Below are 22,738 nucleotides of genomic sequence, written 5' to 3' on the forward strand. Positions count from 1 at the left end.
CTGCCACTGAGTATTGGAAGTAAAATGAAATTTCTCGACGAAGCAAAGGTCTATATCAAGTCCGGGGACGGCGGCGGCGGCAGCGTTTCCTTCCGGCGCGAGAAATTCATTGAGTTCGGCGGCCCGGATGGCGGTGATGGCGGACGCGGCGGCGACGTCTGGGTCGAGGCCGTCAACGGCCTGAACACGCTGATCGATTTCCGCTATCAGCAGCATTTCAAGGCGACGATCGGCACCCATGGCATGGGCAGGAACCGCACCGGCGCCAACGGCAGCGACGTGACGCTCAAGGTTCCCGTGGGCACCCAGATCTTCGAGGAAGATCAGGAAACGCTGATCTGCGACCTGACTGTCGAAGGCCAGCGTTACTGTCTCGCCCATGGCGGCAATGGCGGCTTCGGCAACGCCCATTTCAAAACCTCGACCAATCAGGCGCCGGATTGGGCCAATCCCGGTTTGCCCGGCGAGGAAAAGACTATCTGGCTGCACCTGAAGCTGATTGCCGATGCCGGCCTCGTCGGCCTGCCCAATGCCGGCAAATCGACCTTCCTGGCTGCCGTCACCCGTGCCCGGCCGAAAATCGCCAACTATCCCTTCACCACGCTGCATCCCAATCTCGGCGTCGCCACCATCGATGAGCGCGAATTCATCCTGGCCGACATTCCGGGCCTGGTCGAAGGCGCCCATGAAGGCGTCGGCATTGGCGATCGTTTCCTCGGCCATGTCGAGCGCACCCGCGTGCTGCTCCACCTCATCTCCGCCCAGGAAGAAAAGGTCGGCAAGGCCTATAAGACGGTCAAACACGAACTCGAAGCCTACGGAAACGAGCTGACGGACAAGGCCGAGATCGTGGCGCTGTCGCAGATCGACGTGCTCGACGACGCCGAACTGAAGAAGAAGACCAAGGAATTGGCCAAGGCCTGCGGCAAGACGCCGTTCCAGATTTCGGCCGTCACCGGCAAAGGCATGACCGAGGTGCTGCGTGCGCTGCGCGACATCATCGTCGAAGCCAATACCGAAGAGAGGCCGGCCAAGGTGCCGAAGCTGCGCCATCGCGACATGGTCGTCACCGATGAGGGCCGGGACAAGGACGAGGACGATGACCAGCCGTAAGCCGCTTGGCCGCTACCGCCGCATCGTCATCAAGATCGGATCCGCGCTTCTGGTCGATCGCAAGGCCGGGCTGAAGAAGGCCTGGCTCGACGCCATGTGTGCCGATATCTCTAGCCTGAAGGCCAAGGGCATCGATGTGCTCGTCGTCTCCTCGGGCGCAATCGCGCTCGGCCGCTCGGTGCTCGACCTGCCCTCGGGCGCGCTGAAGCTGGAGGAAAGCCAGGCGGCGGCGGCCGTCGGCCAGATCGCGCTGGCGCGCGCCTGGTCGGAAAGCCTGTCGCGCGATGAGATCGTCGCCGGCCAGATCCTGCTGACGCTCGGTGACACCGAGGAGCGCCGCCGCTATCTCAATGCCCGCGCCACCATCAATCAGCTCCTGAAGATCGGCGCCGTGCCGATCATCAATGAAAACGACACGGTCGCCACCAGCGAGATCCGCTATGGCGACAACGACCGCCTGGCCGCCCGCGTCGCGACGATGACCGGCGCCGATCTGCTCATTCTTCTCTCCGATATCGACGGCCTCTACACCGCGCCGCCGCATCTCGATCCGAATGCGACGTTCCTGGAGACGATTGCTGAAATTACCCCCGAGATCGAGGCGATGGCCGGCGGAGCCGCTTCGGAGCTTTCGCGCGGCGGCATGCGCACCAAGATCGATGCCGGCAAGATTGCAACGGCATCCGGCTGCGCGATGATCATCGCCTCCGGCAAGACCGACAATCCTCTGTCGGCGATCGAAAACGGCGCGCGTTCCTCCTGGTTCGCGCCATCGGGCACACCCGTGACCGCCCGCAAGACCTGGATTGCCGGGCAGTTGCAGCCGGCCGGCGAACTGCATGTCGATGACGGCGCCGTCGTAGCCCTCGGCGCCGGCAAGAGCCTGCTTCCCGCCGGCCTGCGCAGCGTTTCCGGCCTCTTCAGCCGCGGCGATACGGTGGCGATCATCGGCCCGGCCGGCCGCGAGATCGCCCGCGGCCTGGTAAGCTACGATGCCGACGACGCCCGTCGGATTGCCGGCCGCAAGTCGGCGGAGATCGAGGCCATCCTCGGTTATGCCGGGCGCGCCGCCATGGTCCATCGCGACGACATGGTGATGACCGGGCAGATCGGCTCGAAATCGGAAAGGCAGAAGAAGGACGCGAGCTATGCTTGATACCGTTGCGCCGGGCCCTGACATTGACGTGCTGATGAACGACATCGGCCGCAAGGCAAAGGCTGCCGCACGACCGCTGGGCTTTGCGTCCACCGAGGCGAAGAACAGCGCGCTGGATGCCATGGCCGATGCGATCCTGGCGAACAAGGCACATATTCTTGCCGAGAACGCCAAGGACCTGAAGGACATCGAAGGCACCGAGATGCTCGCTTCCTTCGTCGACCGGCTGACGCTGAACGACAAGCGCATCGCCGAGATGGCCGAGGGAATCCGCGCCATCGCCGCCCTTGCCGATCCGGTCGGTGAAGTCATTGCTGCCTGGGACCGGCCGAACGGCCTGAAGATCGAGCGCGTCCGCACGCCGCTCGGCGTCATCGGCGTGATCTTCGAAAGCCGGCCGAACGTCACGGCGGATGCCGGCGCCCTCTGCGTCAAGGCGGGCAATGCCGTCATCCTGCGTTGCGGCTCGGATTCGCGCCGTTCATCGCAGGCTATCCATGCCTGCCTGGTCGAGGGCCTGAAGGCGGCAGGGCTTCCAGAGCATGCTATCCAGCTCGTTCCGGTCACCGACCGCGCCGCCGTCGGCGCCATGCTGCGCGGCCTCGACGGGGCGATCGACGTCATCGTGCCGCGCGGCGGCAAGAGCCTGGTTGCCCGCGTGCAGAGCGAGGCGCGTGTGCCGGTCTTTGCCCATCTCGAAGGCCTTTGCCACATCTATGTCGATGCCTCGGCCGATATCGAGATGGCCAAGAGGATCATCGTCAACGCCAAGATGCGCCGCACCGGCATCTGCGGCGCAGCCGAAACCCTGCTCGTCGACGGCGCCGCGATCGGCACGCATCTGACACCGCTGCTCGATGCTCTCGCGGAGGCCGGCTGCGAGATCCGCGCTTCGCCAACAGTGCTGAAGGTCGCCCCCGGCATGAAGCCCGCGACCGAAGAGGACTGGTCGACCGAATATCTCGACGCGATTATTTCGGTTGCCGTCGTCGACGGCATTTCGGGCGCCATCGCCCATATCCAGACCTATTCCTCGAACCACACCGAGTCTGTTATCGCCGAGGATCCTGACGTCGTCGCGCGTTTCTTCACCGAGGTCGATTCGGCGATCCTGCTGCACAATGCCTCGACGCAGTTTGCCGATGGCGGCGAGTTCGGCATGGGTGCGGAAATCGGCATCGCCACCGGCAAGATGCACGCCCGTGGCCCCGTCGGCGTCGAACAGCTCACTTCTTTCAAATATCGGGTGCACGGCGCCGGACAAACGCGGCCCTGACGTGACGATCGACAATGTGGACCGGCACTATCTCCGCATGCCGCACAGCGAGCGCGGCATGGTCGTCGGTCTGTTCGGCGGTTCATTCAATCCGCCGCATCAAGGCCACGCGCTCGTCGCCGAGATCGCCCTCAAGCGGCTCGGCCTCGACCAGCTCTGGTGGATGGTCACACCCGGCAATCCGCTGAAAAGCCGCAACCAGCTCGCACCACTCGCCGAGCGCATTGCCGAAAGCGAGCGTGTTGCACCCGATCCACGCATCAAGGTCACCGCCTTCGAACAGACGCTCGGCACCAGCTACACCGCCAACACGCTTGCCCGCGTCAAGGCGCGCAATCCGCATGTTCATTTCATCTGGATCATGGGCGCAGACAGCCTGCAGACCTTTCACAAATGGCAGAAGTGGCAGGAGATTGCCCGCACCTTCCCGATCGCGGTGATCGATCGGCCGGGTGCAACGCTTTCCTTCCTGTCCTCGAAAATGGCCAGGACCTTCGATTTCGCCCGTGTCGATGAGGATGATGCCCGTATTCTCTGGAAGAAACGTGCCCCGGCCTGGACCTTTATCCACGGGCCGCGCTCCGGCCTGAGTTCGACGGCAATCCGCAACGGCTCGTCGCACGGCGACGCCGAATAGAGCGCCGAGCGCCCGGCAAGACGCATGCGCCAGCCTGATTTCAGAAGATCCAGAAAACGAGAAAGCCCGACGGGGGAGGAGATCCGTCGGGCTTATAAACTCGATCGACAACTGGGAGGAGGAGTGTTGTCGACCCTATCGAACGGCTATGGGAGGAGGAGAAGCCGTGTCGATAAGTATGTTTTATCATATTCGACAAAAAGGTGAATACCGATTGGTGCATTGCAGCAATGCATCTGATGCAAATCTCGAGGTGAATTTTGCTTCCCCATTGCTGTTTTTATTAGCAAACATTAACGAACCAGTCCCGGTCGCCGGGAGTCCTTGCGCCTTGTAAAGCCGACTCCCAGGAATTTTCGCCCTGCTGATCTCACTTTCGGCGGAAGCCATGCACCTGACGAATGCGTGAACATTGCGCCGCTGCGAACGCGAGCCTCGATACGGTTATATTTTCCTGGATATATCCCTAGCCAAAAAGCCTCGACCGTTATATTCCTCGCAATATTTCGAACTTCGGGGAATGAATTATGCAGAACCGCCGCCGATGGATGAAACTGGCAATCGCCGCGATCGCAGCCCTCTGGCTTGGCGCGACAGTGCTTTCGGCGCCGGCAGCCGCAGCCGAAAAGCTCACCGTCTTTGCTGCGGCGAGCCTCAAGGATGCGCTCGACGCCGCCAATGCCGCCTGGACGAAGGAAAGCGGCAAGGAAGCCGTCGCCTCCTATGCGGCGAGCGGGGCGCTGGCCAAGCAGATCGAAAACGCGGCCCCTGCCGATGTCTTCATCTCGGCCGATCTCGACTGGATGGATTATCTCGCCAAAAAGAGCCTGATCAAGGCCGACACCCGCTCCAACCTGCTCGGCAACAAGATCGTGCTCGTTGCGGAAAAGGACAAGGCAAAACCGGTTGAGATCAAGCAAGGCTTCGATCTCGCCGGGCTTCTGGGCGACGGCAAGCTTGCCATGGGTGAGCCGAAATCGGTTCCGGCCGGCAAATACGGCATGGCCGCGCTCGAAAAGCTCGGCGTCTGGAAATCGGTCGAAACCAAGGTCGCCGGCGCCGAAAGCGTGCGCGCCGCCCTTGCCCTCGTCTCGCGCGGCGAAGCGCCCTTTGGCATCGTCTACCAGACGGATGCCGCAGCCGATAAGGGTGTCGCCATCGTCGGCACATTCCCCGCCGATTCCCACCCGCCGATCATCTATCCGATCGCAATCCTTGCCGAGAGCAAGAACCCGGATGCGACAGCCTATCTCGACTTCCTGAAATCCGACAAGGCCGCCGCCTTCTTCGCGGCGCAGGGTTTTACCGTTCTCAAGTGATTGAGGGGCGAAATGATTGCGGAATCAACAGTGACGGCCTAGCGTGAAGCTGCCCCTCACCCTAACCCTCTCCCCGTAAACGGGGCGAGGGGACGTGCCCTGCGAAAGGTTTGAGAGGAACCGAGAGGGTGCGGCTATTCCCCTTCGCCCCGCAAGCGGGGGTCCGAAGGACGGGTCGAGACCCGTGGCTCGACCCCGGTTGGTGCCGGCAGGCGGATGAGGGGCAGGCACTGGGTGACACCGAATTTCCAGGGAGACAACTGCATTTGGACACCTTCGGCTTGAGCGATGAGGAATGGACGGCGATCCTGCTCAGCCTGCGCGTCTCGATCGTCGCCATGCTGGCGAGCCTGCCCTTCGGCATCCTCGTCGCCTTGTTGCTTGCCCGTGGCCGCTTCTGGGGTAAGTCGATACTGAACGGTGTCGTTCATCTGCCGCTGATCCTGCCTCCGGTCGTCACCGGTTTTCTTCTCCTCATCCTGTTCGGCCGCCGCGGTCCGATCGGCAGCCTGCTCGACCAGTATTTCGGCATCGTCTTGTCTTTCCGCTGGACGGGTGCTGCGCTGGCCTGCGCCGTCATGGCCTTTCCGCTGATGGTGCGCAGCATCCGCCTGTCGATCGAGGCGGTCGACCGCAAGCTGGAAGAGGCGGCCGGAACGCTCGGCGCCGGCCCCGTCTGGATCTTCCTGACGATCACCCTGCCGCTGACCCTGCCCGGCATCATCGTCGGCATGATCCTCTCTTTTGCCAAGGCGATGGGCGAATTCGGCGCGACGATCACCTTCGTTTCCAACATTCCCGGCGAAACCCAGACGCTGTCGTCGGCGATCTACACCTTCACCCAGGTGCCGGGCGGCGATGCCGGCGCGCTCCGCCTGACGCTCGTCGCCGTCGTCATATCAATGGCCGCCCTGCTCGCCTCCGAATTCCTCGCTCGTCTCGCCGGCCGGAGGATCGACCCGGAATGACGCTGATCGTCGAGGCAAAACAGAGGCTCGGCGCCTTTTCGCTCAATGCCGCCTTCACCTCCGAGCGTGGCGTCACCGCGCTGTTCGGCCGCTCCGGCTCCGGCAAGACCTCGATGATCCGCATCATCGCCGGTCTCGCCCGCCCGGACGAAGGCCGCGTCATCCTCGACGGCGAAGTCTTGACCGAAACCGCAACCGGCATCTTCGTGCAGAGACATCGTCGCCGCTTCGGTTATGTCTTCCAGGAGGCCCGACTTTTCCCGCATCTCAGCATTCGCGCCAATCTCACCTATGGCCGCTGGTTCGCGCCGAGACCGGCACAGGGCGAGAGCTTCGATCACATCGTCGACCTGCTCGGCATCGAGACGCTGCTGGAGCGCAGCCCATCAAAACTTTCCGGCGGCGAGAAGCAGCGCGTTGCCATCGGCCGCGCACTTCTCTCCTCGCCCCGCCTGCTGTTGATGGACGAGCCGCTCGCCGCCCTCGATGATGCGCGCAAGGCCGAGATTCTGCCTTATCTGGAACGATTGCGCGACGAGACCGACATACCGATCGTCTATGTCAGCCATTCGATCGCTGAGGTGGCGCGGCTGGCAAACCAGGTCATCGTCATGCGTGACGGCAAGGTGGAAGCGACAGGCCCTGCCATCGACATATTGAGCCGCCCCTCCACCGCCTCCGACCGGCGGGAAGCGGGCGCACTGCTGGAAGGCACGGTCGAAAGCTTCGATGCGCGGCACCGTCTATCGACGGTCGCGCTGAAATCCTGTCAACTCCATATTCCGGGAGCCGCCCTTGCGCCCGGCAAATCGGTTCGCATCCGCATCCCCTCCCGCGATGTCATGCTGGCGACCGCAAGGCCAGAGGGGCTCAGCGCGCTGAATATCCTGGAAGCAAGGATAGACGGGATGTCGTCGACCGAGGACGGAACGGTGGAAATCCGGCTCGATTGCGGCGGCGATATCATTCTTTCCCGGATCACGACATTGTCCTGCGAGCGTCTGGATCTTCGACAGGGAAGGGCGGTCTTCGCCGTCATCAAGACAGTTGCCCTGGAGGCCTGATCAGCCGCGTTCGCCTTGCTGCAGGTTGCGCTTGCCCTCAAGCCAGGCGAGATCGTCGGCAAGGCTGGTGCGCATCGTCCTTTCCATCCGGCGGAAACGCTCGAGCAATTCCTCACCGAACGGCGTCAGCGCCGCGCCGCCGCCCTTCTGCCCGCCGCGCTGCGATTCCACCACCTGTTCGTTAAACATCCGGTTCATCTCGCTGACCAGCAGCCATGCCCGCCGATAGGACATGTCCATCGCCCGCCCGGCCGCCGAGATCGATCCGGTCTGGCGGATATGTTCCAGCAGTTCCATCTTGCCATGGCCGAGACGATCCTCATCCGGGAAGCTGATTCGCAGGACGGGCACGAGTGTTTTTGCGGCTGAGTCGGTCATTGAATCGGAAGATCGTGGAATTTGCCGCACTTTACGCTGCGGCATGGAAACTGTACACCGCCCGCACGAGGCCGCCCCGAGCAGCCAAATGCTTCAATTCGAACGGCAGATCGGGTTTTCGGCCGTTCCGTACCTTAGCATGTCTTGAAACATTAATGGTTTGATGCCTATCTTAACCATATCCGGTCGCGATCGGATCTGTGTTGTGCATGGTTTGTCATTCCAGGAAAGGGAAAGCACTGACAACAGTACACGCCAAGGGAAAAACGTTTGCCGTTATCCCGAAGAGTGCGGAACGTGGCGCCGATGCCGCCGCCCGCGCCCTAGAAACCGTCCTCGCCAGCCTCGAGGGCTCCAAAGCTGAAGATATCGTTACCATCGACATTGCCGGAAAATCGGCCCTGGGAGACTACATGATCGTCGTCTCCGGCCGCTCGAACAGGCATGTCATGGCGATCTCGGATCACCTGCTCACCGACCTTAAGGACGACGGCCTCGGTACGGCCCGCGTCGAAGGTCAGGAAGGCGGCGATTGGGTCCTGATCGACACCGGTGACATTATCGTGCATGTGTTCCGTCCCGAAATCCGCGAGTTCTACAACATCGAAAAGATGTGGGCGGCTCCGGATATGGATGAAGAAACACGGCACTGACGGGCGAGCCGGCATTCTGTCCGGCGCCTGAGACGTGGCATTGGCTGGCCGGCAAACATCACAAGCCGGCCGCTGGTGCAGTGTGCGCCCGAAGTGTCGCATGAGCGGGAGCCGATGAATGCGAATAGGTCTTTTTGCGGTGGGACGGCTGAAGCCCGGCCCGGAAAAGGATCTTGCCGCCCGTTATTTCGATCGTTTCGCCAAGGCCGGCCCTGCCGTCGGCCTCGAACTGACCCGTGTTGCCGAAGTCGCCGAAAGCCGTGCCTCCAATGCGGAGACCCGCAAGCGCGAAGAGGCGGCGATGCTTCTGAAATCGCTTGCAGATGGCAGTATCCTCATTCTTCTCGATGAACGCGGTAAGGCGCTCGACAGCGAAGCCTTCGCAAACCTGCTCGGCTCCTATCGCGACCAGGGCAAACGCGAACTGACCATCGCGATCGGCGGCGCCGACGGACTCGATCCCTCCCTGTACGATCGTGCCGACGCCACGCTGTGCCTTGGCAAGATGACCTGGCCGCACCAACTCGTGCGCACGCTGATCGCCGAACAGCTCTATCGCGCCGTTACCATCCTGTCCGGCCACCCCTATCACCGCGTCTGATGCCGTGTCGGCCTGATTCGTCGGCCCGATACCCCGGCAATGCGTCGCAATGTCACGCAGCCGTGTTTGCCTGGCCACCCGTTCTCCTTCGAACTTTCTGGCAAAGTGCACCAAATCAGCTTAGTCTCCGCGCGATTTGAGAAAGTGCCCCAACACGCATGACGAGAGCATCCATCAGGCGACACCGCATGATCCTACCGGCTATCGCGGCCGGCGCCGCTGTGGCGGTGATCGTCGTGTCTGCAGATCCGTTCATCGTCCGGGCGCAAGATGCCGCGCCCGAGGCGACACAATCTGCACCGCAGCCGGCAGCCGGGCTGGCGCCACCCGATCCAGCCGCCGAACTTGCCGCCAAACGTGATCAGACTCGTGCCGAACTCGAAACCCTGTCGAAGACGATCAGCCTTTCCACCGACAAGGTGAGCGCGCTTCAGCAGAGCATCGCCGATCTCGAAAAGAGCACGGAAAGCATCCGCCAGGCACTGATCGATTCCGCCGCCCGCCGCAAGGCACTCGAAAAGCAGCTCCTCGAAAGCGAGAACAAGCTTGCCGATCTCGGTGTCAAGGAAGATGGCATCCGCCGTTCTCTGCACGAGCGGCGCGGCCTGCTGGCCGAGGTGCTGGCAGCGCTCCAGCGCATGGGCCGCAACCCGCCGCCCGCTTTGCTCGTTACCCCCGACGATGCGCTTGCCTCCGTGCGCAGCGCCATTCTGCTCGGCGCCGTCGTGCCCGGCATCCGCAAGGAGACCGACAAGCTTGCTGCAGACCTCGCAAGCCTCGCCGCATTGCAGACCGCAAGCGCCGCCGAGAAGACATCGCTGACGGCGACGATGACCAACGGCATCGAGGAAGAGCGGCGCATGGATCTGCTGCTTGCCGAAAACGACAAGCTCAGCCGCAGCAACGCTGCCGAGCTCGGGGCCGAAAGGAAGCATTCCGAGGAACTGGCAGGCAAGGCGACCAGCCTCGAAGGCCTCGTCGCCTCGATGGAATCCGAGATCGCTTCGGTGCGGGATGCCGCCGCTGCCGCCCGCCAGGCGGAGGAGAACCGCAAGCTGCTGACGGACGAGCAGCGCGCCCAGGCCAAGGCACTCGCCGACAGCGGCGTGCCCGATAAAAACCGCATTGCGCCCGCATATCCCTTCGGAGAATTGAAGGCGAAATTGGAGGTGCCCGTTACGGGCGATATCCTGCGCCAGTTCGGCGATGCCGATGGCACCGGGCATGAAGCCATGGGAATGACGGTCGCCACCAATCCAGAGACGGTGGTGACGGCGCCTGCGGATGGTCTGGTGGTTTTCGCCGGCGCATTCCGCAGTTACGGCCAGATGATCATCCTCGACGCGGGCGATGGATACCATCTGGTTCTCTCGGGAATGGATACGATCAATACCCGCCAGGGAAAATTCGTTTTCTCCGGCGAGCCACTTGCCGTGATGGGCGCGAAAAGAGTGGCAAGCGCAACTGCATTGGCGCTGGAAACGAACCGGCCAACGCTTTACATTGAATTTCGAAAGGACGGTAAACCGGTCGATTCCCGGCCGTGGTGGACCGCCAAAGACACTGGAAAGGCACGCAATGATTCGTAGGGCTTCTCTTGTTCTGGTCGGCGCATTGATGGGTGCGACCGCAATGAGCGTCATTTACTCGGCGGGTGTGCCGGCAGAAGCGGCCGGATCCTCGACTTACAAGGAACTTTCGGTTTTCGGAGATGTCTTCGAACGTGTGCGTGCGCAATATGTGACGCCGCCTGCGGAAGACAAGCTGATCGAGAACGCCATCAACGGCATGCTCTCCTCGCTCGATCCGCATTCGAGTTACATGAATTCGAAGGACGCCGAGGACATGCGCACCCAGACCAAGGGTGAGTTCGGCGGCCTCGGCATCGAAGTCACGATGGAAGACGAACTCGTCAAGGTCATCACCCCGATCGACGACACGCCCGCCGCCAAGGCCGGCGTTCTTGCCGGCGACTATATCTCCGAAATCGACGGCCAGTCCGTGCGCGGCCTGAAGCTGGAAGACGCCGTCGAGAAGATGCGTGGCGCCGTCAACACGCCGATCAAGCTGACGCTGATCCGCAAGGGTGCCGACAAGCCGATCGAGCTGACGATCGTCCGTGACGTCGTTGCCGTCCAGGCAGTCAAGTCGCGTGTCGAGGACGATGTCGGTTATCTCCGCATCATCTCCTTCACCGAGAAGACCTATCCTGACATGGAAAAGGCGATCAAGAAGATCAAGGAAACCGTTCCGGCCGACAAGCTGAAGGGTTATGTTCTCGACCTGCGCCTCAATCCGGGCGGTTTGCTCGACCAGGCGATCAACGTCTCCGATGCCCTGCTGCAGCGCGGCGAAGTTGTTTCGACCCGTGGCCGCAACCCGGATGAAACACGCCGCTTCAATGCCGGCCCGGGCGACCTGACGGATGGCAAGCCGGTGATCGTGCTGATCAACGGCGGTTCGGCTTCCGCATCGGAAATCGTCGCCGGCGCTCTTCAGGATCTGCGCCGTGCCACCGTTCTCGGCACGCGCTCCTTCGGCAAGGGTTCCGTCCAGACGATCATCCCGCTCGGCGAAAACGGCGCGCTGCGCCTGACCACGGCGCTCTATTACACGCCGTCGGGCCGCTCGATCCAGGGTACCGGCATCACTCCCGACATCAAGGTCGAGGAGCCGCTGCCGCAGGAACTGCAGGGCAAGATGGTGACCGAAGGTGAATCCAGCCTGCGCGGCCACATCAAGGGCCAGAGCGAAACCGACGAAGGTTCGGGCTCCATTGCCTACGTACCGCCGGATCCGAAGGACGACGTTCAGCTGAACTACGCGCTCGACCTTCTGCGCGGTAAGAAGACCGATCCGGCCTTCCCGCCGAACCCAGACAAGGCCGTCGTCGCCAAGTAATCGATCGCTCAAGGCCGGGCACCTCGCCCGGCCTTGAGCCTTTCTGCTGTTTCCCGGTTTTGGAGCGGGCGAAAAATTGGGAACGGACCTGCATACGCCTCTGGGCCGCAACCGCAAAACCGGCCGCAAGCGTCCGGGTGTTCTGCGCCTGGGCCGCATCGCCGCCAGTCTTTGCCTTTTCGCCATAGGCGGCTTTTCCCTCTATACGGCGTTTCGCGGCAATGAGCTCGAACGCATCAAGCCACCGGCGGCCGAACAAGCCGCAACGGCCCCTTCCAATAGCCCTCAGCCGCCGATGGCCACCGCGGACAAAGCGGGCGACGGTATGCCCCGCGCCGACCCGCGCTCGGGCGCCAATGTCGAGCAGATGGTCACGGGCGACGGCTCGGTTGTCACCAAATTCAGCCCCCGCCCGCGCGACGGCGGCGGGCCGGTGCTGGTCGACGCCATGCAGATCGGCCAGGATCCGCGCATCGCGACCCAGCCCAATGAAGCGCTGCTCGAAGAGACGCCTTTTGGCAGGCTGCCGATCGTCGGCCCCGATGGCCGGCGGCCGATGGATCAATATGCGCGTCCCTCGTCCGGCGCGCGCGGCGTCCGTATCGCCATCGTCGTCAGTGGCCTCGGGCTCAGCCAGACCGGAACGCAGCGCGCCATCGCGCAGCTGCCGGAGGAGATCACCTTCGCTTTTGCCGCAAGCGGCAACAGCCTGCAGCGCTGGATGCAGGAAGCCCGCCGCGGCGGTCACGAGATCCTTCTGCAGGTGCCGCTCGAACCCTTTGATTATCCGGCAAACGATCCGGGCCCCGAAACGCTGTTGACTACGAAATCGGCCGCCCGCAACATCGAAAACCTGCACAAGGCGATGGGTGAGATCACCAATTATACCGGCGTCATGAATTATCTCGGCGGCCGTTTCCTGTCTGATCCCGCCGCCATGGAACCTGTCATGCGAGACATCGGCAAGCGCGGGTTGCTGTTTCTCGACGACGGCACCTCGGCACAGTCGAAGACGGCGGCGATCGCCAAGGGAACCGAACTGCCCTATGCCTTCGCCGACCTGCAGCTCGACGGCCAGCTTGATATCAACGCCGTCCTGAAGAAGCTTGACGAGCTCGAGCGCATCGCCCGCAAGAATGGCCAGGCGATCGGCATCGCCTCGGCTTTCGATGAGAGCGTTGACGCCATCGCCAAATGGAGCGAGGAGGCGGCGATGCGCGGCGTCGAGATCGTCGGCGTTGCCGCCCTTTCCAACGACCCCCGGAAACCTTGAGAGCTTCCCTGAGAAGAATCCCAAAACGGAGAAGAAGATGAACAAGGCGAGCGTGAAAGCCGAGGATCTGCCCTACCGCCCCTGCGTCGGGGTGATGATCCTGAACCGCGATGGCCTCGTCTGGGCCGGGCGGCGCATCCCCGATGGCAATTCCGAATATGACGGCTCGCCGCAGCTCTGGCAGATGCCGCAGGGGGGCATCGACAAGGGCGAGGATCCATTGGACGCCGCCTACCGCGAACTCTACGAAGAGACCGGCATGAGGACGGTGACCCTGCTTGCCGAAGCGAGAGACTGGATCAATTATGATCTGCCACCGGCACTGATCGGCATCGGGCTCAGGGGGAAATTTCGCGGCCAGACGCAGCGCTGGTTCGCCTTCCGCTTCGACGGCGACGACAGCGAGATCGCCATCAACCCGCCGCCTGGCGGCCATGAACCGGAATTCGATGCTTGGGAATGGAAGCCGATGCAGCAACTGCCGGCGCTGATCGTGCCCTTCAAGCGCGCCGTCTACGACCAGGTGGTGGCCGAGTTCCAGCATTTGGAAACACTTCAATCGGAAGACTGATCACGGCGGGGTGACTGCCGCCGTATGCGCGCGGCGGCGGGAATAGGATCTCCGGCCGCCATGAGCGGCCGGCATCCCGTTCGAACCTTATTCGGCTTCGTTGGCGGAATCGGCGTTGAGCTGGCCGTATTTGCTCTCGCCGATTTTCTCGAGCAGGTCGATCTGTGTTTCGAGGAAGTCGATATGACCTTCCTCGTCCGCCAGCAGCTCCTCGAAAAGTTTCATGGAAACGTAGTCGCCGGCGTCATGACAGATATCGCGCGACTTCTTGTAGGCCGTGCGGGCGTCGTACTCGCCGGCAAGATCGGCTTCCAGAACTTCCTTGACGTTTTGGCCGATGCGTAGAGGTGCAAGGGTCTGCAGATTGGGATGGCCTTCAAGGAAAATGATGCGGGCGACAAGCCTATCGGCGTGATGCATCTCTTCGATGGATTCGGCGCGCTCCTTCTTGGCGAGCTTGGTGTAACCCCAGTCCTCAAGAAGACGATAGTGAACCCAATATTGGTTGACTGCCCCGAGCTCGAGGAACAACGCCTCGTTAAGCCGCTCGATGACCTTTTTGTCGCCTTTCAATGTCCGCTCTCCTGTTTTCCTCATGGAATTGTTTCAAGCGGGACATGAAATCAAATATTTCGGTCTCCGTCGAGTGACGACGGGCGTGATATTCCTCGGTCGTCTGGATAATGATGTCGACGACGTTGGGAAAACAGCCGCAGCAGCGGCCGCGTTTTTCCATGGCGTGGTAGACCTTCGCAGGCACAATAAGCTGCCAACAATCTTCATCGAGAAGGTTGGTGATAACCTCCCGGATTTCCTTATCGGTTATATAATTGCAGCTGCAGACAAGCACGTCTTCATTCCAAACATGACACTGACTATCGTGTTTTCTGCTAAAGAAGATGGTGGCTGTCAAGAAAAAATTTGAGTCGCGTGTCATTCAGTCGGGCGGCCGAAGGGCACTCCGGAGGCGGATAGCTTTTGAAGAATTGGCCTGAAATCCGAATTTCTATCTAGATCAAAGGCATACAGCACAACGTCGTCCGAAAGCGCGTGGCGTTTTTTAGCATCACTCTTTAATGGAAATTCCGTCCCCGCGGCATGACTTGGGCTGTTTCCGCCACAACCGCATGGCCGCTTGCGGCAGCCATCCGCTTTTCCAACTCCGCCCTCTCTCGTACCTGCGCGAGCTTTCTCTGCCGCTGATCGATACCCGGCTTCAGTACCTCGTCCGATCGCTCGCAGACGCCGAAACGCCGGGCCTCGCGTTGCAGGATACCGAGCGCCGGCGTCATATCCTCGATATGCTCGACGACGGTATGGATCACCCCGCTCTGGCTTTGCACCCTGCCGCGGATTTTCACCAGCCGGGCACCCATGACGATCGCCCGGTATTTATCGAATACTTTGCTCCAGACGATGGCATTGGCGACCCCGGTTTCGTCCTCCAGCGTCATGAAGATCACCCCTTTGGCCGAACCTGGACGCTGCCGCACCAGCACCAATCCAGCAACTGTCACCCTCTTTCCGTTCGGTACTGTCAGAAGATCGACATTGCGCGTGATGCCCATTTTCTGAAGTTCCTCCCGCAGGAAGGAAACCGGATGCGCCTTGAGCGACAGGGAGAGATAACGGTAATCCTCGATCACCTGTTCGCCCGGCAGCATGTCCGGCAGCTTCGTCGCAGGCTCGGCCTGGAGATCGACATGACGGACCTGCTCGAAAAGCGGCAGCTCCTCGGTCGCGCTTTTCACATCCAGCGCCCGCACCGCCCAGAGTGCGTCGCGTCGTGACAGTTTGAGGGACTGGAACGCATCGGCATCCGCCAGTCGCTCGATGACGGATTTTTGCAGGCCGGACCGCAGCCAGAGATCGCGCACCGAACTGTAGCCTTTGCCTCGATTGTCGACGAGCCGTTCCATATCGTCTGTCGAGAGACCCTTGATCTGCCGGAAGCCCAGCCGCACCGCATGCCGGGTCTTGATGATCTCGCGCATCTTGTCATGCCGGAAATCGATGGCATTCCGATCGAAGGCAGCCTCTTCCAGACCGCACTCCCAGTTCGATGCATTGATGTCGACCGGCAGGATCTTTACCCCGTGCTCGCGTGCATCCCGCACCAGCTGCGCCGGCGCATAAAAGCCCATCGGTTGGGAATTCAGCATCGCCGCGCAGAAGACGTCGGGATAATAGGCCTTGAGCCATGAGGAGGCATAGACGAGCAGCGCAAAGGAGGCGGCATGGCTTTCCGGAAAACCGTATTCACCGAAGCCTTTGATCTGGTTGAAACACTGTTGCGCGAACTCCGGATCATAGTCCTTTGCGACCATTCCCTCGATGAACCGCTTTTCGAAGTTACCGATCGTACCTGTTCTTTTGAATGTTGCCATCGCTCTGCGAAGCTTATCGGCTTCCGCCGGTTTGAAGCCTGCGGCGGTAATGGCGATCTGCATGGCCTGTTCCTGGAACAAGGGCACGCCGAGGGTTCTTTCCAGAACCGTTTCCAGCTCTTTGCTCGGATATTTGATCGGAATGTTCTTGGCCCGCTGCTCCCGGCGTTTCAGATAGGGATGCACCATGTCGCCCTGGATCGGACCTGGCCGCACGATCGCCACCTCGATGACGAGATCGTAGAACACCTTCGGCTTAAGACGCGGCAGCATGCTCATCTGCGCCCGGCTTTCGATCTGGAAGACGCCGAGCGTGTCGGCTCGCCCCATCATCTCGTAGACCGGCTCACCTTCGTCCCCGTGCTCCTTGTGGCCAAGGTCTGCGAGCGTCTTCTTCACATCGTAATGCAGCTCCAGCAGCGAAAAGGCCTTCCGCAGGCAGGTCAACATGCCGAGCGCCAGCACATCCACCTTGAGGATCTTGACGTTGTCGAGATCGTCCTTGTCCCATTCGATCATGTAGCGATCCGGCATCGCCGTCTTCATGATCGGCACCACCTCGTCGAGCCGGTCCCGCGTAATGACGAAGCCGCCGACATGCTGGGTGAGGTGGCGCGGGAAGCCGAGAAGCTCGGAGGCATATTTCAGCACGTTCTGGGTCACCGGATCCTTGACGTCGAGACCCGCCGCCTTGGCGTCGCGTTCAGAGAGATTGTCCTCCGACCACCCCCAGACGAGGCTGCTGATCGCCGACTGGACATCCTCCGACAGCCCGAAGGCCTTGGCGACCTCGCGGCCGGCCGAACGGGTGCGGTAGGTGGTCACCCCCGCCGTCAGTCCGGCATGTTCTCTTTTGTATTTTTTGTAGATGAACTGAATGACCTCTTCGCGTCGGTCATGCTCGAAATCGACATCGATATCCGGCGGTTCGTCGCGATCCATCGAAATGAAGCGATCGAACAGCAGCGTGCTCTTTTCGGGATCGACCTCCGTTATCTCAAGACAATAGCAGATGACCGAATTTGCCGCCGATCCGCGCCCTTGGCACAAGACCTTGAGTTCATAGCGGGCGTGCTGGATGATCCTGTGCACCGTCAGGAAATAAGAGGCGTAATTCTTATCACTGATAAGCTTCAGTTCGTAATCGATCTGCTTTGCAACTTTCTCAGGAATGCCATCAGGATAACGTTTTGTCGCTCCTGCTCTCGTCAGCCTTTCGAGAGTTTCCTGCGGTGTTTCGCCGGGATCGTTTTCAGGCGGATAATTGTGCTCCAGTTCCTTCAGCGAAAAGGTCAGCCTGTCGAAAAATACCTGCGCATTTTCGATCGCATCGGGATAGTCCCGGAAGATCCGGACCATTTCACGTGAATCCTTGAGGTAGCGTTCGGCATTCGGCGCCAGCAGGAATCCGGCTTGCGCTATCTGCACATGCTCCCGGATCGCGATCACGACATCCGAAAGCGGCCGGCGTTCGGGATGGTGGTAAAGTGGTTGGTTGGTCGCAATCAGCGGCACGCGATTTCCGGCAGCAAGCATGGCAATCACCGCAAAGACCTGCCTGTCGCGACCGTCATAGGCTGGCGCCAGCGCCATAAAAAAAGCCTTGCGGAAGCGTCTGCGAAACCGTTCCAGATAATCTTCCAGCGTCGACTGACCCGCCTGATGACCGACAAGGGTGCGATCGGGAACGAGGGCAAGCATCATCTCGTCCCCCCATTTCATGAGCTCCGCTTCCGTCAGAATGCAGCTTCCCTTGATCGCCTCCTCCTTCAGATTGCCGGCGCTGAGAAGGCGGCAAAGGTTCGCCCAGCCTCGCCGGCTGCGGGGATAGGCGAGGATATCAGGCGTTCCGTCGGAAAAGACGAGACGGGCGCCCGGTTGAACCCGGATAGGATCGAGGATGACCTCCATTTTTCCTTCCTTCTCAGCCTGGACCAGAATCTCATCCCTGTTCTTGTATCTCTCCTCAAGCTGCTCCGCCTGGGCATGCGCCCGCACGACGCCTGCAACCGAATTCCGGTCCGCAATCCCGAGGCCGCCGAGTTTCAGGTAAGCGGCCTGCACGACCATCTCTTCCGGGCTGGAGGCGCCTTCAAGAAACGAGAAATTTGTCCTTGTGCCGATCTCAAAGAATGCGCGCGTGGTTGTCATGCGAACACACCATGCATGAACCAGCGAGGATCAAGCTCCTGACCATAGAAGCCGCGCCGATAGATCCAGAAGCGATGTCCGGTCTCATCCTCGATGCGGAAATAGTCACGCGCCTCGGCGTCATTTCCATCGATCCACCATTCCATGGCAATCCGTTCCGGCCCTTCGCTTCTTGCCACCTGATGCTGCATACGCCGCCAGCGAAAGATCTGCGGCGGACCGTCGGGCACTTCGGCAAGTATGGTCTCGACGGGCTCCGGCGTTGCAAACAGCCGCAGCGGACGCTCTTCGCGGAAAGGAAGCTGGATGTCCTGCTCCGCCTTCCGCCTGGGAAGGCTCTCCATCACAGGAATCGTGATGACGGCGCGTTCCGGAACATGGCTCTCGCGAAGCTGGAAGCTTTGCAGGCAATCCGCACCCAGCCGGGCCGAGACCCGGTCGACGAAGGCCGAAAGCGAGATCTCTCCCTGCCGGTCGCCTTCGAAATCACCCTGCGCCTCGCTGAAGGGATCATGCCGCAACACATTCAACCGCAGGATCTCGAAGCCATAGCCGGCATCGAGATCATCATAGACCGCCTGCAATCGCTCGGAAAAAAGCCCGGCGATGAACTTTGGTTCGCGAAGCGGCTGCGAAGCGCCGACGGAGATGCGAAAGACCCTGCCGTCGACGCGGAACAGGACCAGTTCGAACACCCGCCCGCCAGCCCCCCGCGCCTCCAGCGACGGCTGCAGCAATAGGGCGACCTGCCTGGTGACGGCAAGGATCTGCTCTTCCGTCCCGATGGGCTCGATCAGGCGGCTTTCGGCCGAGAGGCTGGCAACAGGACGCCGGGGCGAGACCGGCTCCTCTTCACGTCCCAGCGCCTGGTCGAGACGCAGAAGCAGCTCCGGGCCGAACCGGCGGGTCAGCGGCGCGCGCGGTGCATCGATGACGTCGCCGATATATTTCAGACCGATCTTGTTCAGGGCAGCGACGGTTTGTCCTTCCAGCCGCAAGGCTGCGACCGGCAAGGACATCAGCACATGTTCCGCCTCCTCGTCCCCGATCACGCCGCCTTGCCCGAAGCGGGACGCGGCCCAGGAAAGGCCTGATGACGATGAAACCGCGCCGCGGGCATCGAATCCCATATGGAAAAGCCGCGACAGCACATCCTTGAGAAGCGCCTTTTCACCGCCGAAGAGATGGGCGCAGCCGCTAATGTCGAGAAACAGACCGTCCTTGCCGTCGAACGCCACCAGCGGCGTATAGCGGTCGCACCAGTCGGCAATGGCCTCCAGCAACCGGCGGTCGGCCGCCAGATCCTCTTCCGCCACCTCGAGCATGGGGTACATGGCGCGCGCTTCGGCAACGCCCAGCTCCTTCCTCAGCCCCAACCTTTCGGCCAACTCGTCCAGTGCCGTCAGCCGCATGGCATTGTTGAGCTTGCCGGAACAGACGATAGGCGGCGTTTCAGGACGCCCTTTCGAACGCCAGGAGAGCCCCCATCGCTTGCGGGCGATCCGGTCCGTTGGCAGATGCGGGAAGCTGAGCGCCAGAATGCGCTGACTGTTCGCCTGGAGGACGAACGAGGTTTGGTTCGGCGACAGGGAGAAATTGGCGGTCATGGGGATTCCACTCCAGAAGAAAGGAGAGCGGGGCCGGATTGCGGCTCTTCTCCAGCGTAAGACGGAAAATCGGATTGCCGATGCTGCCGGAAAGTTTCGATCCATCCGGCAACGGCCGCAGACCGGACGGGGCTGGTTCAACATGCAGACGGATGGCCGCACTGCTTGCCTCCTCTGCTCCGGCCTGGCGGACAAGGAATAGCGGACGGCGGGCAGCATGCGCCCTGAGACTGAGCCTGCGGCTTTCGGTCAGGCCAAAATGGGCGGGATTGCCTCGCACTTCGAAGATGACGGCCGAGAAGGCAGCGCTTTCCACCGCCACCTCCGCCAGCCAGAGCGCCTCATCCAGCTTGCGCGGCGCGGCATGGAGAAACCGCTCCGGGCTCAACCCGAAATCCCGAAGCCCTGGTGCATAGGGACGACCGGCCTCCAGCGTGCCGACGGCATCGCCGATCCAGAGCAACGGCATAAGCCTGCCGGCATCCGCTTCCTGTTTCTGCAGCCGCGCGGCAACAGCCATCGCCAGCCCGCTTGCCGCACCGGCATCGCGAGACAGAGCCGAGCGGAATTCGGTGATCGCATCGAGCGGCAACCCGCCTTCCAGCGCGCTGTCGAGAAATTCAACCCCAAACGCCAAGGGCGGCAGAATGCGTCTCCTGGGTGTCTGACCTCCTGCCGCCAAGGCTTCCTGCTCCGCCGCGGCAAGCGCCGGCGCGAGCCTTCCCTCCAGTCTGGCGATGGTTTCGCGGAGCGCAAAAAGCCGCTCGCGCGCCAGGGCGTGCTGCGCCATGGCGTTCTCCAATTCGTCTTGTTCCTGTTATGTTCTTATAGATTCCAGAGAGCTAATGAAGAGTCAACGGCCATTTTCTATGAATTTATTCCTGCCTTTGATTCCGCACTCGAAAATCGGCGATAAAGGTTCTATATGGGCCCGCAAAGGAAGGAATATTCATGGCCCGCATAGACCAGAGCGATGATTGGCGGGACCGCCATGCGCCGACGATCAGCACCTTCGAGTCGCTGGCGATGGAGGCCTATAGCCATTTGCCGGATGAATTTCGCCAGCTGACGACCAACCTCACGATCGAGATTGAAGATTTCCCCGATGACGACGTTTTCGAGGACATGGCGCTGGAAACCCCTTTCGATCTGCTCGGCCTTTTCGAGGGCAGGGGCATTTCCGAACGTTTCACGCTGGAAACCGGCGAGATGCCGAACCGCATCCGCCTCTACCGCCGCCCCATCCTCGACTACTGGGCTGAGAACGACGAGACGCTCGGCGATATCATCACCCACGTCCTGATCCACGAGATCGGTCACCATTTCGGCCTAAGCGACGATGACATGGAGCGCATCGAGGCAAGCGCCGAGGAAGCCGCCGAACGATAGAGCGCCGCGCGTCCAAGGACGTGCTAAGGGCGCTCTATCACTTTCAATCACGCATAATCCTGTCCAAAAATCGATTACGATTTTCGGGGTTATGCGCTAAAACCTCACTGCTCTGAGAGCTTCATCTCAGGATCGTAATCCTTGCCTTCGACATGCTTGACGACGGCCTGGCCGCATTGCATCGCGCCGGTCGCGGCATTGAAAGCATAGGTCGGCGAGCCCTCCAGCGACCAGCCCTTGTTGAGGACGGCGGTGACCTTGTGGCAAAAGGAAGCATCGTCGGGACCGGTCAGGAAGCGGTAAAGTTTCATTACATCATCTTTCGTGCTGCAATCTGGCGGGCTGCGATCAGGCGGGCTTTATGGACCAGACTTTCCGCTTGGGCAAGATGCAGCCGCTCGATCATCCGCCCGCCTGCATTGATGACGTTCAGCCCATCGGAAGCGGGGTCGGCAAAGGCTGATATGATCGCCTCCGCTTCTGCAATCGCCGCCGGATCGGGGCCGAAATGGCGGTTGGCGGGCTCGATCTGCGCCGGATGGATCAGCATCTTGCCGGCAAAACCCATGGCCCGGCCCTGCAGGCATTCGGCATCGAAACCCTGTTCGTCCCTGAAATCGTTGAAGACGCTGTCGATCGCATCGAGCCCATAGGCGCTGACCGCAAGGACGACCTGCATCAGCCACGGCACGAGATAGCTCCTCCCCGGTTGTGGAAGCACACCGGTTTCCTTGCGTAGGTCGTTGAGCCCGACAACGAGACAATCGAGCCGCGAGCCCGGCGTGCGTCCGGCTTCGGCGATAACAGCCGCATTCAGGATGCCACGCGGTGTCTCGATCATCGCCCAGATGCGCAGATCTTCCGGTGCTTCGGCCTCGGAGAGAAGGTCACTGAGCGCCATGACATCCTGCGGTTGGTCGACCTTCGGCAGCAGCACGGCGTCGGGATTGAGCGCGATTGCCAGTTCCATGTCCGCCAGACCGAAATTGGTCGACAGGTCATTGATGCGGATGATCCGTTCCTTGCCTTCCAGCGGCCGAGCCGAAAAGAAATTCCTCAGATTTTCCCGCGCTTCCGCCTTTCTTTCCGGCGCCACGGAATCCTCGAGATCGAAGATCACGGCATCGCAATCGACCGCATGAGTTTTTTCGAGGGCGCGGGGATTGATGGCAGGCACACTCAACACCGAACGGCGCAGGCGGGCGGAGCGGGTCGTGGGGTTTCGGCTCATGGCGAATTAGTGCCAAGCTTTGAAAGCCGAAGCAAGCAGCCCACCCCAGAACATCGAGCAGAA

At 61.3% G+C, this 22,738-nt stretch carries 22 protein-coding genes; 14 read left to right on the top strand and 8 right to left on the bottom strand.

Going from position 1 to position 22,738, the window contains the following annotated elements; translation table 11 throughout:
* Nucleotides 1-24 precede the first annotated feature (24 nt).
* From obgE to modC, 7 genes are all read left to right on the top strand, one after another.
* The gene (gene obgE, locus N1937_RS21685) at nucleotides 25-1,113 is read left to right on the top strand and encodes a GTPase ObgE (protein ID WP_260056936.1); all 1,089 of its coding nucleotides are present in this window, start codon (nucleotides 25-27) and stop codon (nucleotides 1,111-1,113) included.
* Nucleotides 1,100-2,269, top strand: coding sequence for a glutamate 5-kinase (gene proB / locus N1937_RS21690; RefSeq protein WP_260056937.1), 1,170 nt, complete (start codon nucleotides 1,100-1,102; stop codon nucleotides 2,267-2,269). Before obgE ends, proB begins: the two co-directional genes overlap by 14 nt.
* Complete coding sequence (locus tag N1937_RS21695; protein ID WP_260056938.1) at nucleotides 2,262-3,545, top strand: glutamate-5-semialdehyde dehydrogenase; 1,284 nt, start codon at nucleotides 2,262-2,264, stop codon at nucleotides 3,543-3,545. The genes proB and N1937_RS21695 overlap by 8 nt, the downstream gene beginning before the upstream one ends.
* 37 nt (nucleotides 3,546-3,582) lie before the next feature.
* Nucleotides 3,583-4,182, top strand: a complete 600-nt coding sequence (locus N1937_RS21700; RefSeq protein ID WP_260059004.1) for a nicotinate-nucleotide adenylyltransferase — start codon at nucleotides 3,583-3,585, stop codon at nucleotides 4,180-4,182.
* A gap of 527 nt (nucleotides 4,183-4,709) precedes the next feature.
* Entirely contained in the window at nucleotides 4,710-5,501 is a 792-nt protein-coding gene (gene modA / locus N1937_RS21705; protein ID WP_260056939.1) for a molybdate ABC transporter substrate-binding protein, read from the top strand.
* A 266-nt stretch (nucleotides 5,502-5,767) separates the two neighbouring features.
* Complete coding sequence (modB, locus tag N1937_RS21710; RefSeq protein ID WP_260056940.1) at nucleotides 5,768-6,469, top strand: molybdate ABC transporter permease subunit; 702 nt, start codon at nucleotides 5,768-5,770, stop codon at nucleotides 6,467-6,469.
* A complete protein-coding gene (gene modC / locus N1937_RS21715; RefSeq protein WP_260056941.1) occupies nucleotides 6,466-7,533 on the top strand; it encodes a molybdenum ABC transporter ATP-binding protein in 1,068 nt (355 codons plus the stop codon). Before modB ends, modC begins: the two co-directional genes overlap by 4 nt.
* On the opposite strand, the gene N1937_RS21720 is transcribed toward modC, so the two are convergent.
* The gene (locus N1937_RS21720) at nucleotides 7,534-7,911 is read right to left on the bottom strand and encodes a winged helix-turn-helix domain-containing protein (protein WP_162114994.1); all 378 of its coding nucleotides are present in this window, start codon (nucleotides 7,909-7,911) and stop codon (nucleotides 7,534-7,536) included. It lies immediately after the preceding gene.
* Nucleotides 7,912-8,120: 209 nt separating this feature from the next.
* Here N1937_RS21720 and rsfS point away from each other — a divergent pair, with 209 nt between their 5' ends.
* The 6 genes from rsfS (at nucleotide 8,121) to N1937_RS21750 (ending at nucleotide 13,910) form a co-directional block, all read left to right on the top strand.
* Nucleotides 8,121-8,564, top strand: a complete 444-nt coding sequence (gene rsfS, locus N1937_RS21725; RefSeq protein WP_260056942.1) for a ribosome silencing factor — start codon at nucleotides 8,121-8,123, stop codon at nucleotides 8,562-8,564.
* Nucleotides 8,565-8,682: 118 nt separating this feature from the next.
* A complete protein-coding gene (gene rlmH / locus N1937_RS21730; RefSeq protein WP_260056943.1) occupies nucleotides 8,683-9,165 on the top strand; it encodes a 23S rRNA (pseudouridine(1915)-N(3))-methyltransferase RlmH in 483 nt (160 codons plus the stop codon).
* A gap of 188 nt (nucleotides 9,166-9,353) precedes the next feature.
* Nucleotides 9,354-10,754: a murein hydrolase activator EnvC family protein gene (locus N1937_RS21735; protein WP_170279949.1), complete on the top strand. Its 1,401-nt coding sequence runs from the start codon at nucleotides 9,354-9,356 to the stop codon at nucleotides 10,752-10,754.
* Nucleotides 10,744-12,066 carry a S41 family peptidase gene (locus tag N1937_RS21740; RefSeq protein ID WP_017966053.1) on the top strand — a complete coding sequence of 441 codons (1,323 nt, stop codon included), beginning with the start codon at nucleotides 10,744-10,746 and terminating at the stop codon, nucleotides 12,064-12,066. Before N1937_RS21735 ends, N1937_RS21740 begins: the two co-directional genes overlap by 11 nt.
* A gap of 76 nt (nucleotides 12,067-12,142) precedes the next feature.
* The gene (locus tag N1937_RS21745) at nucleotides 12,143-13,339 is read left to right on the top strand and encodes a divergent polysaccharide deacetylase family protein (protein WP_260056944.1); all 1,197 of its coding nucleotides are present in this window, start codon (nucleotides 12,143-12,145) and stop codon (nucleotides 13,337-13,339) included.
* A 37-nt stretch (nucleotides 13,340-13,376) separates the two neighbouring features.
* Nucleotides 13,377-13,910, top strand: coding sequence for an RNA pyrophosphohydrolase (locus N1937_RS21750; RefSeq protein ID WP_260056945.1), 534 nt, complete (start codon nucleotides 13,377-13,379; stop codon nucleotides 13,908-13,910).
* A gap of 87 nt (nucleotides 13,911-13,997) precedes the next feature.
* Here N1937_RS21750 and bfr read toward each other — a convergent pair whose 3' ends face one another.
* The 5 genes from bfr to N1937_RS21775 all read right to left on the bottom strand — a co-directional run bounded on the left by bfr (nucleotide 13,998) and on the right by N1937_RS21775 (nucleotide 20,845).
* Entirely contained in the window at nucleotides 13,998-14,483 is a 486-nt protein-coding gene (gene bfr, locus N1937_RS21755; RefSeq protein ID WP_017966050.1) for a bacterioferritin, read from the bottom strand.
* On the bottom strand, nucleotides 14,449-14,847 hold the full coding sequence (locus N1937_RS21760; RefSeq protein ID WP_260056946.1) for a (2Fe-2S)-binding protein: 399 nt from the start codon (nucleotides 14,845-14,847) through the stop codon (nucleotides 14,449-14,451). Before N1937_RS21760 ends, bfr begins: the two co-directional genes overlap by 35 nt.
* Nucleotides 14,848-14,983: 136 nt before the next feature.
* Entirely contained in the window at nucleotides 14,984-18,448 is a 3,465-nt protein-coding gene (locus N1937_RS21765; protein WP_260056947.1) for an error-prone DNA polymerase, read from the bottom strand.
* The gene (locus tag N1937_RS21770) at nucleotides 18,445-19,860 is read right to left on the bottom strand and encodes a Y-family DNA polymerase (protein WP_260059005.1); all 1,416 of its coding nucleotides are present in this window, start codon (nucleotides 19,858-19,860) and stop codon (nucleotides 18,445-18,447) included. The genes N1937_RS21765 and N1937_RS21770 overlap by 4 nt, the downstream gene beginning before the upstream one ends.
* 40 nt (nucleotides 19,861-19,900) lie before the next feature.
* Nucleotides 19,901-20,845, bottom strand: a complete 945-nt coding sequence (locus N1937_RS21775; RefSeq protein WP_017966046.1) for an ImuA family protein — start codon at nucleotides 20,843-20,845, stop codon at nucleotides 19,901-19,903.
* Nucleotides 20,846-21,006: 161 nt separating this feature from the next.
* Here N1937_RS21775 and N1937_RS21780 point away from each other — a divergent pair, with 161 nt between their 5' ends.
* Complete coding sequence (locus N1937_RS21780) at nucleotides 21,007-21,444, top strand: metallopeptidase family protein (RefSeq protein ID WP_003589582.1); 438 nt, start codon at nucleotides 21,007-21,009, stop codon at nucleotides 21,442-21,444.
* 104 nt (nucleotides 21,445-21,548) lie between these two features.
* On the opposite strand, the gene N1937_RS21785 is transcribed toward N1937_RS21780, so the two are convergent.
* Nucleotides 21,549-21,755 carry a DUF1737 domain-containing protein gene (locus N1937_RS21785; protein WP_017966045.1) on the bottom strand — a complete coding sequence of 69 codons (207 nt, stop codon included), beginning with the start codon at nucleotides 21,753-21,755 and terminating at the stop codon, nucleotides 21,549-21,551.
* Entirely contained in the window at nucleotides 21,755-22,675 is a 921-nt protein-coding gene (locus N1937_RS21790) for an HpcH/HpaI aldolase/citrate lyase family protein (RefSeq protein ID WP_260056948.1), read from the bottom strand. The genes N1937_RS21785 and N1937_RS21790 overlap by 1 nt, the downstream gene beginning before the upstream one ends.
* Between the last annotated feature and the right edge of the window lie 63 nt (nucleotides 22,676-22,738).

This window comes from Rhizobium sp. WSM4643, from assembly GCF_025152745.1.
GTDB classification, from domain to species: Bacteria; Pseudomonadota; Alphaproteobacteria; order Rhizobiales; family Rhizobiaceae; genus Rhizobium; species Rhizobium leguminosarum_I.

Coding starts and splice junctions, on each gene's coding strand:
- obgE (WP_260056936.1), top strand. CDS start 25: ATGAAATTTCTCGACGAAGCAAAGGTCTATATCAAGTCCGGGGACGGC.
- proB (WP_260056937.1), top strand. CDS start 1,100: ATGACCAGCCGTAAGCCGCTTGGCCGCTACCGCCGCATCGTCATCAAG.
- N1937_RS21695 (WP_260056938.1), top strand. CDS start 2,262: ATGCTTGATACCGTTGCGCCGGGCCCTGACATTGACGTGCTGATGAAC.
- N1937_RS21700 (WP_260059004.1), top strand. CDS start 3,583: ATGCCGCACAGCGAGCGCGGCATGGTCGTCGGTCTGTTCGGCGGTTCA.
- modA (WP_260056939.1), top strand. CDS start 4,710: ATGCAGAACCGCCGCCGATGGATGAAACTGGCAATCGCCGCGATCGCA.
- modC (WP_260056941.1), top strand. CDS start 6,466: ATGACGCTGATCGTCGAGGCAAAACAGAGGCTCGGCGCCTTTTCGCTC.
- N1937_RS21720 (WP_162114994.1), bottom strand. CDS start 7,911: ATGACCGACTCAGCCGCAAAAACACTCGTGCCCGTCCTGCGAATCAGC.
- rsfS (WP_260056942.1), top strand. CDS start 8,121: ATGGTTTGTCATTCCAGGAAAGGGAAAGCACTGACAACAGTACACGCC.
- rlmH (WP_260056943.1), top strand. CDS start 8,683: ATGCGAATAGGTCTTTTTGCGGTGGGACGGCTGAAGCCCGGCCCGGAA.
- N1937_RS21735 (WP_170279949.1), top strand. CDS start 9,354: ATGATCCTACCGGCTATCGCGGCCGGCGCCGCTGTGGCGGTGATCGTC.
- N1937_RS21740 (WP_017966053.1), top strand. CDS start 10,744: ATGATTCGTAGGGCTTCTCTTGTTCTGGTCGGCGCATTGATGGGTGCG.
- N1937_RS21750 (WP_260056945.1), top strand. CDS start 13,377: ATGAACAAGGCGAGCGTGAAAGCCGAGGATCTGCCCTACCGCCCCTGC.
- N1937_RS21760 (WP_260056946.1), bottom strand. CDS start 14,847: ATGACACGCGACTCAAATTTTTTCTTGACAGCCACCATCTTCTTTAGC.
- N1937_RS21765 (WP_260056947.1), bottom strand. CDS start 18,448: ATGACAACCACGCGCGCATTCTTTGAGATCGGCACAAGGACAAATTTC.
- N1937_RS21770 (WP_260059005.1), bottom strand. CDS start 19,860: ATGCGGCTGACGGCACTGGACGAGTTGGCCGAAAGGTTGGGGCTGAGG.
- N1937_RS21775 (WP_017966046.1), bottom strand. CDS start 20,845: ATGGCGCAGCACGCCCTGGCGCGCGAGCGGCTTTTTGCGCTCCGCGAA.
- N1937_RS21780 (WP_003589582.1), top strand. CDS start 21,007: ATGGCCCGCATAGACCAGAGCGATGATTGGCGGGACCGCCATGCGCCG.
- N1937_RS21785 (WP_017966045.1), bottom strand. CDS start 21,755: ATGAAACTTTACCGCTTCCTGACCGGTCCCGACGATGCTTCCTTTTGC.
- N1937_RS21790 (WP_260056948.1), bottom strand. CDS start 22,675: ATGAGCCGAAACCCCACGACCCGCTCCGCCCGCCTGCGCCGTTCGGTG.